The organism is Paenibacillus residui (genome assembly GCF_042677205.1).
Taxonomy (GTDB): domain Bacteria; phylum Bacillota; class Bacilli; order Paenibacillales; family NBRC-103111; genus Paenibacillus_L; species Paenibacillus_L residui.
Genome location: NZ_JBHTIU010000087.1, coordinates 1 through 12,706, shown reverse-complemented (window position 1 = coordinate 12,706; position 12,706 = coordinate 1). Strand labels below are relative to the sequence as shown.

Genomic DNA, 12,706 nt, shown 5'->3' with positions numbered 1-12,706 from the left:
TATACAAAATGGGCAATATCAGCAAAAATCCCCCATTCTAACTACATCTTTTCCAGTTAGTTACGATCATTTTGGCCATTGGCCCCAAACTACCTGCATAAAATACAGTTAGTCCACCCCTCGCGCCGCTGACAGAGCACCACCGTTAAGGCCTCGCACAACGAGTGCCTCTCCGGCTTGTGCTTGACCACCGTCATGCGACGCCAAACATCGCACCTCGTGCCCAAAAGACCAGCGAATCCCGGCAGACTTAATGGATTTTATACAGTTAGTTTGCTTCTCTTGGGCGAAAAATGAAAACTAAGTGGAAAAACTCCAGCTAGATTATACAAAAAGGGCGATATCAGCAAAAATCCCCCATTCTAACTTCATCTTTTCCAGTTAGACCCCCAAGCCGCTGACCGCGACACCATCAGATGATGAAAATGGATGGATTTTCAAGGTAGTTCCGATCATTTTGGCCATTGGCCCCAAACTACCTGCATAAAATACAGTTAGTCCACCCCTCGCGCCGCTGAAAGAGCACCACCGCTATGGCCTCGCTCAACGAGTGCCTCTCCGGCTTGTGCTTGACCACCGTCTTGCGACGCCAAACACGGCGCGCCGGGAGTCAAGCACGGCGCGGAAAGCCCGTGGTGCTGTGCTGCATAGTCATTGGGTCAACCCACCCCTCGCGCCGCTGAAAGAGCATCACCGCTAGGGCCTCGCTCAACGAGTGCCTCTCCCGGCTTGTGCTTGGCCACCGTCTTGTGACGCCAAACACTGCGGCGCCGGGAGACGCGTACGGTGCGGAAAGCCCGTGGTGCTGTGCTACATAGTCAGTGGTCAACCCGCCCCCCGAGCCGGATCTACTTAATCAGGCCGCTCCTGGTCCGCACGTTCCCGGATGACCCGCAGCGGATTCCCGGCCACGAAGCTGTACGGAGCCACATCCTTGTGCACGACCGACCCTGCGCCGACAACGGCATGATCACCGATCGTCACCCCAGGAAGAATGGTCGTATTTGCTCCGATCATGACATTGGAGCCAATCCGCACTTCCCCCAAGCGGTATTCATGAATCAAATATTCGTGGGCCAGTATCGTGCTGTTATATCCAATAATGGTATTGTTTCCGACATGAATTTTCTCGGGAAAGAACACATCGACCATCACCATAAGAGCGAACGAAGTATGCTCTCCGACCTTCATTCCCAGCACATGGCGGTATATCCAATTCTTCATGCGCAAAGAAGGCAAGTACCGCGAAATTTGTATAAATACAAAGTTCCGTACCGCCTTCCACTTGCTGACCGTACTATAGACTTGCCATAATGCGTTAGGGCCTTCCGTAGGATATCTCTTTACATTTCTCAAGACCGATCCCTCTTTGCTGTTAATTCCAGCAGATCTCTGATGTCGTCCAGCATATAATCCGGCTCGAACCGGTTCAGAAATTCCTTGCCCTTGATCGACCAAGCGACCCCGGCCGCACGGATTCCGGCGTTCTGTGCCGCCTGGATATCATACTGGCTGTCGCCAACCATCAGCGTGCTGTCCGGATCGGCGTCCAGCTTGCGCATCGCCAGCTTTATTCCTTCCGGATCGGGCTTGGCCTTCGTTACGTCATCCAACGTCACAACAACCTGCATATACTGTTCCAGATCGAACAGCTTCAGCCCTTTGACAGCCGTATCCCTCATCTTCGTTGTCACAACACCCATACGGATTCCTTCGTTGTGCAGTTGATCAAGCACTTCCTTGACGTAAGGAAATTCCGTAGTCATCTCATCATGCTTCGCCATATTAAATTCACGGTACTTGTCCACCAAATGATCGACCTGTTCAAGGCCGCTGAACAGCTTCATCTGTTTACCGAGCGGCTCGCCGAAGTAAGGAATAATCTGCTCGCGTGTAACAGGCTGCTCGCTTATTCCCTCCAGCGCGTGAAAAAAAGAAGCAAGAATCAGCTCATTCGTGTTGATTATAGTCCCGTCCAAATCGAACAAAATCGTTTTAATCATGGTTAGCTCCTTATAAGGTTTCAAAACAAGCCCGGTCATTGACTAAACCTGCGGCTCAAGCCGGAATTTAGTAATTCGCTGAGAAAACGGTCATCCACTAGCCAAGCCCAAACGAACCTTGCCGGGGGAGGCATCATTAACATGTCATACATGCTCCTCCCGGATGTCCGTTACCAGCATTTCGCTAGGATTGGACAGCGCTTTGAGGCTTGCTGGATTCGATGGGGTCGGAATATCTGACCTCCGCCAGCTTGGCCTTCCTTCTATAGAAAATCAGAACGAAGCCTGCAATAATTAAGAGTATCGCCAGCAGTTGGGAAATTCGAACGTTTCCATAAGCCATTGCGCCCTGCTCGAACAAGAGATTCATCGGCGACCACAGAATGTTAATTAGTGATACGAGCCATTCCGGACCATTGAACGCCAAGCTGTCCGTCCTAACCGCCTCAATGAAGAAGCGTCCTAATGAATACCACACCAGATAGGAGATAAACAGCTCTCCCGCTCTCATAAACGGCCTCCGGCGGAGCCAGAACAGAAGCAGCAGGCCGGCCAGATTCCATAGAGATTCATACAAGAATGTAGGATGGTAATAAACCCCGTTAATATTCATCTGATTAACAATAAAGTTCGGTAGGTGAAGAGTGTTTTTTAGAAATTCTTCAGTAACCGGCCCGCCATGAGCCTCCTGATTCATGAAATTTCCCCAACGGCCGATCATCTGCCCGGCTATCAGACTGGGAGCACAAATATCCGCAATGCGCCAGAAGTTGTACCCTTTCGCCCTGACATAGAAAAAGGCCCCGATGACCGCCCCGATGAGCGCCCCATATATGGCGATTCCGCCTTCCCAAATTTTAAAAACATCAAGAAAGTTATCCTTGTAGTCGTCCCACTTAAATGCAACGTAATAAGCCCGCGCTCCGACAATCGCTGCCGGTACGCCGATAAGCAGCAGATCCAGGAAAAAATCGGGGTTCAGCTTGAATCTTTTCCCTTCTTGAACGGCCAGCAATAAGCCTATAAGAGCACCCGTTCCAATAATGATTCCGTACCAATTAACACTTATCGGGCCCAAGGAGAAAGCAACCGGGTTAAGTTTTAACAGCAAGGGCGTATCCCCCTTCTCTTAAGAAAATATCAATCCATATTGTCCATCTCTTCGTTCATCGTTTCCGTCAGACGGTTCGTAAATTGCAGTGCGGCGTTGTAGCCCATTCTCTTCAACCGGTAATTCATCGCCGCTACCTCAATAATGACCGCCAGGTTTCGGCCCGGACGGACCGGTATCGTGACGAGAGGAACATCGGTATCAATGATTCGTGTCGTCTCTTCATCCAAGCCCAAACGGTCGTACTGCTTATCCTGCTGCCATGTTTCCAGCTTGCAAACCATCGATATTTTCGTATTGTCGCGAATGGCCCCCGCTCCGAATAAAGTCATCACGTTAATGATTCCGACACCGCGAATTTCAAGCAGGTGCTTGATAAGGTCGGGCGCATTGCCAATCAGAATATTTTCCGCCGTTTGCCGAATCTCCACCGCATCGTCGGCAATCAACCGATGTCCGCGCTTGACCAGCTCGAGGGCGGTTTCGCTCTTGCCTATACCGCTGCTTCCGGTAATTAGGACCCCTATGCTGTATACATCAATCAGAACCCCGTGGATGGTCGTCGACGGGGCGAGCTTCCCTTCAAGAAACCCGGTAATCTTGCTAATCAGCGTTGTCGTGGTCTGCTTGCTACGCAGCACCGGAATTTGCTTCTTGGAAGCTTCCTCGATCAATTCCACCGGTACCGCCAAATCTCTGGAAATACAGATACAAGGGGATTGATTGGCACAGAGTCTCTCCATCCGATCCTTGCGTTCCTCTTCGGACAAGGTTTGGAAAAAAGTCAGCTCGGTCTTTCCTAATATCTGCACCCTTTCATGAGGGTGATAGGCAAAATAGCCGGCCATCTCCAGGCCGGGTCGATATAAATCGGCAACGGAAATCACTCTCTTAAGTCCTTCCTCGCCGCATATGACTTCCATACGAAAATGCCGGACCAGGTCGGAGACCTTTATTTTTTTCGGCACGCTTCCCCACTCCTTAGTTTTCCAATAGTAATATCGTAAAGGAAATGCTCTTTGAAATCAACCGTCCCTGAAATACGGGATGTGACATACTCCACAAAGTGAAGCATACCCTTCGAGCATATTCCGGGTACTTTGCGGGAGCCCCGGAACTTACAAACACAGAAAAAGGCCGGCAAAAGCCGGCCCGAACTTACCACTGTCGATTACTTCGAGAAGATCGACAATGTGGTTTCTTTATCAAAGAAATGCACTTTATTCATATCAAAAGCAAGCTTAACCGTGCTTCCTTCCTTCACACCGGAACGTCCGTCTACACGGGCGATGATGGTGTCCTGACCAAGACCCGAAATGTACAGATACATTTCATGTCCGAGGTTCTCCGCTACCTCGATATTAGCGTCTACGATTGTATTCGGAGAAGCTTCCAGGAAGACAGGCTCTTCGTGAAGATCTTCCGGACGGATTCCAAGAACGAGTTCTTTGCCTACGTATCCTTTTTCCTTCAGAACATTGGCTTTGCCTACAGGAATTTCAACATTGATTCCTTGGGCTTTGAAATACATGCTGCCGCCTTGCTCAGACAATGTTCCGCTGATAAAGTTCATGGAAGGCGATCCGATGAACCCGGCAACGAACATATTAACCGGATGGTTATAAATTTCGTCCGGAGTCGCAGCTTGCTGAATGACTCCCTGCTCCATAACGACGATCCGTTGTCCCATCGTCATAGCCTCTGTCTGGTCGTGCGTTACGTAGATAACGGTCGTACCAAGACGCTTGTGAAGCTTGCTGATTTCCGCACGCATCTGTACACGAAGCTTGGCATCCAAGTTGGAAAGCGGTTCGTCCATCAAGAAGACTTGAGGCTCACGAACGATTGCGCGTCCGAGGGCAACACGCTGACGCTGTCCACCGGAGAGAGCCTTCGGTTTACGATCCAGAAGATGCTCAATATCGAGAATTTTAGCGGCTGCGCGCACTCTTTCGTCGATGTCGGCTTTCTTGAATTTACGCAATTTCAAACCGAAAGCCATGTTCTGATATACGTTCATGTGAGGGTAAAGGGCATAGGACTGGAAAACCATCGCGATATCGCGGTCTTTAGGAGCTACGTCGTTAACCAGGCGGTCTCCGATATAGAGTTCTCCTTCTGTAATTTCTTCCAATCCGGCGATCATACGAAGAGTCGTAGATTTCCCGCAACCAGACCCGCCTACGAGAACGATAAATTCTTTATCCTTGATATCAAGATGGAAATCCTTAACGGTAGGTTCATCGTTACCGGGATATTTCTTAACGATATGATGTAAACGTACTCCTGCCATATGCTCATTCCCCCTACAAAATTTAAGTTTAAGATTTATAAGTCGTATTAGTGATATGACTATATCTTATACCAGCCGGCTATTAAAAGACTATGCACAATATCTACAAAAAAATTATTTTCTTTTCGTAACTTTATACAATAGCAAGGCAATGCGAACTTGAACGGCATCGCGAAAATTGCGGACATCCAGACCTGTCTCCTGCTTAAACTTGTCCAGCCGGTATAACAGAGTATTGCGGTGAATATACAGCTTTTTGGCGGTTTCACTGACGTTGCAGTCGAGCGAAAAGAACGTTTCCAACGCGGCAAGGGTGTCGGAATCCGGAGGGGCATCCGCCTTGAATATTTGCTGGATAAACTCGGACATATCGCCAGCCGGGATTTCATTCAACAGTTTTTCCAAATAAAGGTCCCAGGGAAAATGGATAGGATCTCCCAGTTGATAGATTTTCCCGAGCTCCATCGTCTCTCTCAATCCAATAACGGTGGAGAGCAGTGATTGTGCCGGAATGATGGGATATTGAACCGCCAGGTGGGTTTCCCCCATCCATTCGTTAGCCAGCATCTCATGCAACCCCGAGCATATGGAGCCCAGCGCCTCCTTCAGACTCTCCGCATCCTCCCGGCTCTCCTCCCCGCTTGCTTCCAGCAGCTCTACCGGGCCAAGAATGATCCATTCCTTCTCAAGCAGCGGAATAACGATCAGCTCTGCATCGAAGAAAGAAACGAGCAGCTTCTCCAGTTCCTCTGTCTGCAGAGACAGACGGGAAGCGGAATAATCCCCATGCAGTAAAAAGGGGATCTTCTCCTCGTGCAAATGAAACGCTTCCGCCAATTCTTCCGGGACATCCGCTTCGACTACCCCAATCCGGAGCTGATCGAGCAGCCATTCCTTGATCGCTGCCTTCGGTTCCTTAAGGGCAGCCCCCGTTCCTTCGGCGGCTTCTTTACTATGGCTCAACCGGAACGATTCCAGAATCAGCTCCACTAATTTCCTTTCGGTTTCCGTCATACTCCGACCCACGGAAATAAGCTCGACTTCATCTTCATCGCCTTCCAACAGAAAAAGCATTTCCCCGTCTTGTATAGCGCTTGTATTTCCCGTACTTCCGGCCAACAGGTTCCAATCCTCTGTCGCCATGAATTTAATCCGCAACGGCTTGTCCAGTATAGGCTCCAGCTTGTCCTTAACCCGTTCCCATTTCATGAACCTGCTCCTAATTCTGTATGTAGTTTCCTATCTCACTTAATGATAACGAATGAACGGCGGGAAGAAAACCCTTTCGATAAAAATAGGCATGAGCCAAGATATATATCCGGCCCGGATAATCAACGGATAGCGAGCAATAGAACAATGGATAAGAGGGAGAACACAGCCCCGATCAAATAAAGGAAAGAGACCGTCTGAATTTGACTGAGACCCCATTTCATTAAAGCGTGGTGGGTATGGAGCTTATCGGCTCTATGCAGTCCCCGGCGCTCCTTAAATCTTCTGGCGAACACGATTAGCGTATCGAGGATAGGCACACCCAAAGCGAGGAAAGGAACAAGTATTGACACGACAGTCGCGCTTTTGAACGCGCCGTGCAAGGCAATGACCGCCAAGGTGTAACCCAGAAATACAGCCCCGGCATCACCCAGAAATATTTTGGCAGGGTAGAAGTTGTAGGCTAGAAAGGCTATGCAGGAACCGGCCAGAATGGCGGCCAGAACAGCCGAATCGGGCTGCTGCATGAGCAAGGAAACAATAAGCAGCGTTAAAGAAGAGATAGTTGTTATGCCTGCTGCCAAACCATCGACCCCGTCGATAAAGTTGATCATATTTGTAATGCCGAATACCCAGGCTATTGTGGCGAACCCTGCGAGCCAATCCGGGAATAGAAGCATTCCTTCCCCGATAATATCCGTAATGCCGATCATTTGAATTCCGAACCATAGAGGAACCGTGGAGGCCGCTATATAAATCAGCAAACGGGGCCATACCGGAAATTCCTTCCCCCGTGCCTTGAACCCATCATCTAGTAAACCGGTCGCCAGCAGCAGCGTCCCCCCGATCAAGATCGTCTTCGTCAGGTCCGTCCATCCGCTAAAAAGAAGCATCGGCAGCAGGCAGCCGCCATAGATGGCAATGCCGCCCATCAGCGGAGTGGGAGCGGCATGGGTTTTCCTAGAGGTGGGCCGATCCAGGAAATTCAGCCGTCTTGCCCATTGTCCGAGTGGCGGGACGGCCGCGAGCACTATGACGAAGCTGACTAAGAAAGGCACAATCATGTTCATCTGCGTTGGCTCCTCTCGGGTGCTGTCGCTTGTTTTAGGCTAACCTAAAACAGATTCCATCATACGCTTACCGGCTGGATGGTTTTGCTGTGAACGGGAAATAATTGGACTAACCAATAGATAAAGGAGGGGCTACTATTTACACCATTCCTTATGGCAAAGGTGAGGTTACCTTCCATCTCCCGAATCAGGCCCGCCCGGATTGGCTCTTATATGGTCGGCATCAGGAAGGAGATGACGGACAGAACCTGCTTCTAACTGAAGCTTCTTCCGGGGAATTGATTAAGCGCGCCCTCCGCAACCCTATAGGAACCTTGTCCTTGGCGGAATTAGCCGCAGAACGAGAGCGAGCGGTCATTGTCATTAGCGACATGACCCGCTTATGTCCAAGCCACCTTTTCCTCGAGCCGCTTTTGAACGAGCTTAATGCAGGAGGGATGCCCGACTCCTCCGTTACAGTCATTGTTGCTTTAGGGATTCATAGGAAGCAAACTGAGGATGAGCTTCGCGCTCTCGTTGGCGACCGGGTGTTCCACAGAGTTCGGGTAGTGAACCATTCCCCTGCGGAAGAAGATTGCATTCCGGTAGGAACGACCAGCATTGGCACACCGATTGAAATAAACCGTCTGGTGGTCGAAGCCGATTTGCGGATTCTTACCGGGAATATCGAACCTCACCGATTGGCAGGGATGTCGGGTGGCGCGAAGGCCCTGCTTCCCGGGGTAGCCTCCAGACGCTGTATAGAAGCCAACCATGCCCTCTCTCAGTCGGCCCAAACGGTACCCGGATCGCCGGATAATCAGATCCGCCGAGACATGGAAGAGGCCTTGTCGCTTGTCCCGGTTCACTTTCTTTTTAACGTTATTTGTAATCATAAGAAAGAAATGATTGCGGCCTTTGCGGGAGACGTTATAGATGCCCACCGGGCGGGAGTGCTTCACGCCAAGAAAATTTTTTGCATTCCCTCCGACAAGAAGTACGATCTGGTCATTGCTTCCCCGGGGGGACATCCCAAAGACATTCAGCTGTATCAAGCATTGAAAACATTGCAGAATGCCTCCGCCTTTACGCGAAAGGGAGGAACGATCCTCCTGATTGCCCGCTGTGAGGAAATCTATGGGGACGACACATTCCAATACTGGGTGGAGAATTTCCCCGATCGGGAGCAAGCTGTCCAAAAGCTGGAGAAATCATTCGTGCTTGGCGCACACAAGCTGACGTATCTGAATCCGATTATTCAGAATCACCGGGTCTGCCTATACTCCTCGGTGCCTCCTGAAGTGTGCGAAAGACTTGGCTTCCTTCCGGTGCCGGACCTGCAATCCACTTTAGATAAACTGATCTCTTCCCATTCGGATACTGTGGCCATCCTTCCTTACGGAGCCATTACATTCGCCCGGGAAGCCCCGTGACTATTTGAGGCAGAAGAAGGAAATATGCATTACGGGTTCTCAAATTTGACGCATTATCGGCTTCCGACAATATCTACAATTTTGCGGTTTCCAGATTAATACGAAAGGTGGATTTGACTATGTACCACTGGGTCGGCTGGCCGCTGGACCGGCTATTGATTTTGTTCGTAGCTTTAGCCTTTCTGCTCATCGGCCTGCAAGTCACCATGTCGCATTACCGGCAAAATTTTCACCATAAAGCCATGTGGTCACCTGTCGTTGTATCTCCGCTAATTTTCCTCTCAGGATTAGGGCTGGCCGTTTATCCGTCCGCCTTCTTCCATTATCTTTTTGTCTTTCTATTGTTTGCAGGGGTACTTACCGGAATGGCCGGATTTTATTTTCATTATAGAGGGGTTGGCGTTCGTGTGGGAGGATATGCTTCCCGAAACTTCCTGATGGGGCCCCCTGTCGTCCTGCCGGTTGTATTTCTCGCCATGAGTGCTCTCGGGCTGATTGCCGTGTACTGGAGGTGAAGCGGGTGACATCGCAATCTCATTATCCGACCTACGACGTTATGAGGGAAAAGGAGCACTGGGACAAGCATACGCGCGCCATTGTTGAGGATAGACTTGACCCGGAGCCTGAATATCGTTACCTCAGCCTGCCGGAGGCAGAGACCTTGAGGGCGGTCTGCTCCATACTGGCCGGCGATTATCGGAATGAACCGATTCGCTTCGTGCTGTCTCATATAGACCGGCACCTTCACTCCAATATTGGAGAAGGTCAGCGGAAGCAGGGAGTTCCCCCCGTCAGAATTTTGATTAAACAAGCGATCCAGGCATTCGACTTTATGGCTATGTCGCGTTGGCAAACCCCCTTCCACCAATTGAAGGAAGACCAGCAGCGGCAAATTATGATCGAGCTTAGCGAAAATCGGGCCGACCCTCCCTATGTGTGGACCGGATTGCCGCAAACCGAAGTTTTCAATAAGCTGCTGACTCTGACAGTGGAAGCTTATTATTCCCATCCACTCATCTGGTCGGAAATCGGTTACGGAGGCCCGGCCTATCCTCGAGGGTACATACGCACCGCCATCGGGCAGCTCGATCCTTGGGAGGCAGAGAAAGAACGATGATCCAGCGAAAATATGCAGATGAAGAAGTTGATGTCGTCATTGTTGGGGCAGGGGCGGCCGGCGGAGTGCTGGCCAAAGAGTTAAGCGAGGCGGGAATGAGCGTCGTCGTGCTCGATGCAGGGCCGATGCGGGACCCGCAGCGGGATTTTGCGAGCGATGAGCTCTCTATGCAAAATTTAGGCTGGCAGGAGACAAGACTGGTGGATGGCTGCCATCCGCTGCAAATGGGACATAACAATTCCGGACGAGGCATCGGCGGGGGAACGGTTCATTTCACCGGGGTTTTCCTGCGCTTCCATGAATCGGACTTTCGAACGCGAACCGTGGACGGAGTGGGGGAGGATTGGCCTATAAGCTATTCGGATCTGGAACCTTATTACAGCAAAATTGAAAAAGATATTGCCGTTTCCGGCCCGAATTATTTTCCGTGGGGCAGCTTTCACGGGCCTTATCCTTATCCGGAGCGGGATCCGCTTAGCCCTAACGCTTATCTTTTTCAACAAGGCTGCAGCAAGCTGGGCATCGAAAGTGTTGTCGCTCCTTTAGCTATCCTTTCGGTCCCCTTCGAAGACCGGCCTCCTTGCATTAATCGCGGATTCTGTAATCAGGGATGTATGCCGAATGCCAAATTCAGCACCTTGATTGTTCATATCCCGAAGGCAATTAAGGCCGGGGCAGAGGTGCTTGCAGATTGCCGGGTCACACAAATTACGATGAACCATGACGGGCGGGCCAGAGGAGTCGTCTTCGTTCATGACGGTAAGACCTACGAGCAGAGGGCCAAACTGGTTATCCTTGCCGCCTTTGTCGTCGAGACCCCAAGACTGCTGCTCCATTCGGCCACCCCCCAATTTCCGGATGGATTGGCGAATCGGAGCGGATGGGTGGGCAAAGCGATTATGCCGCACAGCAGCCATGATGTTTACGCCCTTTTCGATGAAGAAGTCCGTCTGTACAAAGGAACTCCCGTACTGGCGACAACCCAGCACTATTATGCAACGGACCGCGACAGAGGTTTTGCCCGGGGCTATTCATTGCATGCGCACGGCGCTAGACCGGTCAGCTTTGCCAAAGGGATATCCGGATCTTTGGAAGGCCCCGTATGGGGAGACAGGCTGCGACAAGCCGCATTAGAATACAATTATTATGGAAGGGTGACGATGGTTGGAGAGGTGCTGCCGCATGAGGGTAACCGGGTAACTTTATCCGATGAGAAGGATGAATACGGAGTCCCGCGGGCGAAAGTTTCTTTTAGCTATGGTCACAACGATTTAGCCATGATTGAACACGCTGTGGATTCGATGAAGTCGATCTTGAAAGCGGCCGGCGGCCAGATTCGCTTTGTTGTCCCGGATACCGCCCATCTCATGGGGGGCTGCAGAATGGGAAATGATCCGGAAACGTCGGTAGTCAACTCCTATGGGCAAACTCACGATATACCCAATCTGTATATTTGTGACGCCAGCATTTTCGTGACTTCCAGTGGGGCTAATCCCACCAATACCGTCATGGCTCTTGCCGCACGGACCGCTGAACATCTGATCAATAGAGCCAAAAGGTTAGATTGATTTGATTCGATTCGCAGGTTATATTTTGACAACGAAAAAAGAGGCCGTATGGCCTCTTGTTCTTGGTCTAAGTAAATGGTGAGCCATGGAGGACTCGAACCTCCGACACCCTGATTAAAAGTCAGGTGCTCTACCGACTGAGCTAATGGCTCTTAATGAGATTATGAATGGTGGGGGATGATGGATTCGAACCACCGAACTCGTAAGAGAACAGATTTACAGTCTGCTGCGTTTGGCCACTTCGCTAATCCCCCATATGAAATCCGATATATACCGGATAATGGTGGCTCGGGACGGAATCGAACCGCCGACACGAGGATTTTCAGTCCTCTGCTCTACCGACTGAGCTACCGAGCCTTATGTATATAATGGCGGAGCTGACGGGATTCGAACCCGCGGTCTCCTGCGTGACAGGCAGGCATGTTAGGCCTCTACACCACAGCTCCACTTCGCATGGTGCCGACGAGAGGACTCGAACCTCCGACCTACGCATTACGAGTGCGTTGCTCTACCAGCTGAGCTACGACGGCTTATGGTGGACGCTGACGGGATCGAACCGCCGACCCTCTGCTTGTAAGGCAGATGCTCTCCCAGCTGAGCTAAGCGTCCATAAGATAGGTAAGAGTATGTTACCACAATTGAAAATAATGGACAAGCTTCAAAAAATAAAATAGCGGCGGAGGGGATCGAACCCCCGACCTCACGGGTATGAACCGTACGCTCTAGCCAGCTGAGCTACGCCGCCATATACAGGTAAACTGTGGCGGAGAGAGAGGGATTCGAACCCTCGCACCGCTTACGCAGTCTAACCCCTTAGCAGAGGGTCCCCTTATAGCCACTTGGGTATCTCTCCATAATTTATTCCCTGAAAACTAGTAGCGAATTTAGCGATTCATCCATTGTGGATCCATGATCATGTATAG

The 12,706-nt window shown here is 50.6% G+C and carries 11 protein-coding genes and 8 tRNA genes; 4 read left to right on the top strand and 15 right to left on the bottom strand.

The window, feature by feature from the left end:
• Positions 1–852: 852 nt before the first annotated feature.
• From ACFQ03_RS21385 to ACFQ03_RS21355, 7 genes are all read right to left on the bottom strand, one after another.
• Positions 853–1,356: an acyltransferase gene (locus tag ACFQ03_RS21385; RefSeq protein WP_144940669.1), complete on the bottom strand. Its 504-nt coding sequence runs from the start codon at positions 1,354–1,356 to the stop codon at positions 853–855.
• Positions 1,353–2,003, bottom strand: a complete 651-nt coding sequence (ppaX, locus tag ACFQ03_RS21380; RefSeq protein ID WP_150960602.1) for a pyrophosphatase PpaX — start codon at positions 2,001–2,003, stop codon at positions 1,353–1,355. Before ppaX ends, ACFQ03_RS21385 begins: the two co-directional genes overlap by 4 nt.
• Before the next feature lie 184 nt (positions 2,004–2,187).
• Complete coding sequence (gene lgt, locus ACFQ03_RS21375) at positions 2,188–3,114, bottom strand: prolipoprotein diacylglyceryl transferase (protein WP_379290859.1); 927 nt, start codon at positions 3,112–3,114, stop codon at positions 2,188–2,190.
• 29 nt (positions 3,115–3,143) lie between these two features.
• Positions 3,144–4,082: an HPr(Ser) kinase/phosphatase gene (hprK, locus tag ACFQ03_RS21370; protein WP_144940675.1), complete on the bottom strand. Its 939-nt coding sequence runs from the start codon at positions 4,080–4,082 to the stop codon at positions 3,144–3,146.
• A gap of 203 nt (positions 4,083–4,285) precedes the next feature.
• Entirely contained in the window at positions 4,286–5,407 is a 1,122-nt protein-coding gene (locus tag ACFQ03_RS21365; protein WP_144940677.1) for an ABC transporter ATP-binding protein, read from the bottom strand.
• Between the two features lie 114 nt (positions 5,408–5,521).
• Positions 5,522–6,616, bottom strand: a complete 1,095-nt coding sequence (locus ACFQ03_RS21360) for a PucR family transcriptional regulator (RefSeq protein ID WP_144940679.1) — start codon at positions 6,614–6,616, stop codon at positions 5,522–5,524.
• A 122-nt stretch (positions 6,617–6,738) separates the two neighbouring features.
• Positions 6,739–7,686: an MraY family glycosyltransferase gene (locus ACFQ03_RS21355; RefSeq protein WP_144940681.1), complete on the bottom strand. Its 948-nt coding sequence runs from the start codon at positions 7,684–7,686 to the stop codon at positions 6,739–6,741.
• Between the two features lie 116 nt (positions 7,687–7,802).
• On the opposite strand from ACFQ03_RS21355, the gene larA reads away from it, so the two are divergent.
• The 4 genes from larA (at position 7,803) to ACFQ03_RS21335 (ending at position 11,783) form a co-directional block, all read left to right on the top strand.
• A complete protein-coding gene (gene larA / locus ACFQ03_RS21350; RefSeq protein ID WP_379290894.1) occupies positions 7,803–9,098 on the top strand; it encodes a nickel-dependent lactate racemase in 1,296 nt (431 codons plus the stop codon).
• Between the two features lie 119 nt (positions 9,099–9,217).
• Positions 9,218–9,613, top strand: a complete 396-nt coding sequence (locus ACFQ03_RS21345) for a hypothetical protein (RefSeq protein ID WP_144940684.1) — start codon at positions 9,218–9,220, stop codon at positions 9,611–9,613.
• 5 nt (positions 9,614–9,618) lie between these two features.
• Entirely contained in the window at positions 9,619–10,215 is a 597-nt protein-coding gene (locus ACFQ03_RS21340; RefSeq protein ID WP_379290856.1) for a gluconate 2-dehydrogenase subunit 3 family protein, read from the top strand.
• The gene (locus ACFQ03_RS21335; RefSeq protein ID WP_144940685.1) at positions 10,212–11,783 is read left to right on the top strand and encodes a GMC family oxidoreductase; all 1,572 of its coding nucleotides are present in this window, start codon (positions 10,212–10,214) and stop codon (positions 11,781–11,783) included. Before ACFQ03_RS21340 ends, ACFQ03_RS21335 begins: the two co-directional genes overlap by 4 nt.
• A 76-nt stretch (positions 11,784–11,859) precedes the next feature.
• On the opposite strand, the gene ACFQ03_RS21330 is transcribed toward ACFQ03_RS21335, so the two are convergent.
• The 8 genes from ACFQ03_RS21330 to ACFQ03_RS21295 all read right to left on the bottom strand — a co-directional run bounded on the left by ACFQ03_RS21330 (position 11,860) and on the right by ACFQ03_RS21295 (position 12,636).
• Positions 11,860–11,935, bottom strand: a tRNA-Lys gene (locus tag ACFQ03_RS21330).
• Positions 11,936–11,951: 16 nt separating this feature from the next.
• Positions 11,952–12,037, bottom strand: a tRNA-Tyr gene (locus ACFQ03_RS21325).
• A 27-nt stretch (positions 12,038–12,064) separates the two neighbouring features.
• Positions 12,065–12,140: transfer RNA gene (locus ACFQ03_RS21320), tRNA-Phe, on the bottom strand.
• Positions 12,141–12,152: 12 nt separating this feature from the next.
• Positions 12,153–12,229: transfer RNA gene (locus tag ACFQ03_RS21315), tRNA-Asp, on the bottom strand.
• Positions 12,230–12,237: 8 nt separating this feature from the next.
• Positions 12,238–12,313 (bottom strand) — tRNA-Thr (locus ACFQ03_RS21310).
• A 3-nt stretch (positions 12,314–12,316) separates the two neighbouring features.
• Positions 12,317–12,392: transfer RNA gene (locus ACFQ03_RS21305), tRNA-Val, on the bottom strand.
• Positions 12,393–12,454: 62 nt separating this feature from the next.
• Positions 12,455–12,528: transfer RNA gene (locus tag ACFQ03_RS21300), tRNA-Met, on the bottom strand.
• Between the two features lie 16 nt (positions 12,529–12,544).
• A tRNA-Ser gene (locus tag ACFQ03_RS21295) sits at positions 12,545–12,636 on the bottom strand.
• Positions 12,637–12,706 lie beyond the last annotated feature (70 nt).